Genomic DNA, 1,637 nt, shown 5'->3' on the forward strand with positions numbered 1-1,637 from the left:
CAATGTCATCAACCTAAGCTGCAGCCCTGCCCAAGGCAAGCCCCCCGAAGCAGCCAGCCGCCATGGCCGTCGGGCGATGACCAGGCCTCTGCCGCTCAATCAGGCGGTCTAGCTGGGCTGGCGGTGATGTGATCATCGTCTGTTCCGGCTGTCTAGGCGAGATTTCTCGTTCTCCGGACGAGCCTATGCCGACCGCTTGTGGCCAGCTTTTTTGCACGGAGGTTGGGCGGTGGTGTTTCTTCAGCGCGTCGGTTTGTAGCCCTCACAACCTCGGCTGGCTGCGCGTTTGCGTTGGCGCGCAAAGCTACGGCCTGAGCGTACGGCACTGAGGCTTTTAGCCATCAAGGCCAGCACATTGCTCAGCCCCTGAGCACAGTGCCGCACCAGCAGCTCGACCAGGGTATTTTTGAGCCGTGACACGCCTTGGGTGAAGTTGACTTTCCATCGCAGCTTGCGACCTTTGTGGCGCTGTTCGATGACCGGCTGTAGCAGGTGCTGCATCAACAGCGCCAGGTTCTTCAACAGTTGAGCGGCATGAAAGTCCTGCTTTACAGCGGTCACGCTGCGGCCGCTGAAGTTGTCCAGCGTCAGGGTTTGTTTGAGGCGACGGAAATCGGTTTCGATGCCCCAGCGGCGGTGGTAAAGCTCGGCAAACACCTCAGCGGGAAAGGCTTCTCGATCCAGCAGCGAGGTCAGCAATACTTCGCTTTCGCCGTTGGCCAACTCGACCCGGATCAGTCTCAGCTCGATCTGGCTGGCAGGATCAACGCCAGCCTCGGAGCAGAACAGACGTGCTTCAGGATGGTTGGCCACGAAAAGCTGTGTGTCTTCAACTTGGCCAGAGTGTAGAAACGCTTTGACCTGGGCGTTATAGCCACAGGGCAGGCGCATCAGAAAGTGCCGCTGTTGCTGCGCGAACAGCGCGAATAACCAGTGCCCAGGGTAACCACGGTCAAACAGCGTCAGGCTGTCAGCCGGCAGGTGCTCAAGGTGCAGATGGGCACAGTCGCGCTCGCCGACGGTCAGGGGCACGATCAGGCTATGCAAGGTTTGACCGTCAGCGACTTCGTAGAGTGTGGACAAGCGAGCCATGGGAAAGCCAGAGTGACTGCCAAAGAAGGTCGCCATGGTCGACTCCAGGGGTAAATGCACGGTCGAGCCATCCACCGCGAGCACCCTCAGCCCACGCCACTTCTGACGCAGCCCGAAGCAGTCAATTTGTTGCTGCAGGAGGCGATTGAGACTTTCAAATACCTCGGGGTTGAGCTTTTTGCGCGCTTTGCAGAAGGCCTGCGCAGTGACCATTTGCGTCTCAGTCGACGCCTGATTGAGTACGCGATAGAACTGATCGAGTTCGGTTTGCAGGGCCGTGCGCGGCTGATTGAGCAGGAACAGGACGAGGTTCTTGAAGGTGAGCTGGCGTCGGCGGGTAAAGTCTTGAGGATTCTGGCGGTGGGCGGCGATGAAGGCGGGACAATCGAGCGGGCTGGTTATTTTTTGTACAATTTTCAAGCCAGGGTTTGGCTGGCGGTGTCAAGCGATGCGGTATAGGTAGTCAAAAGGGCTTCTCCCATGCACTGATTTGAGCGCTAATTATATGATATTTATGGATAATTTCCAAAGTTGATGACATTGGG

Annotated in this window: 1 protein-coding gene; it reads right to left on the bottom strand. The window is 57.6% G+C overall.

Going from position 1 to position 1,637, the window contains the following annotated elements; all coding sequences use genetic code 11:
• Nucleotides 1-240: 240 nt before the first annotated feature.
• A complete protein-coding gene (locus L6D89_RS32315; protein ID WP_004423958.1) occupies nt 241-1,512 on the bottom strand; it encodes an IS4-like element ISPa1635 family transposase in 1,272 nt (423 codons plus the stop codon).
• Nucleotides 1,513-1,637: the final 125 nt, after the last annotated feature.

It is taken from the genome of Pseudomonas pseudonitroreducens, from assembly GCF_021603645.1.
In the GTDB taxonomy this organism is placed as follows: Bacteria; Pseudomonadota; Gammaproteobacteria; order Pseudomonadales; family Pseudomonadaceae; genus Pseudomonas; species Pseudomonas pseudonitroreducens.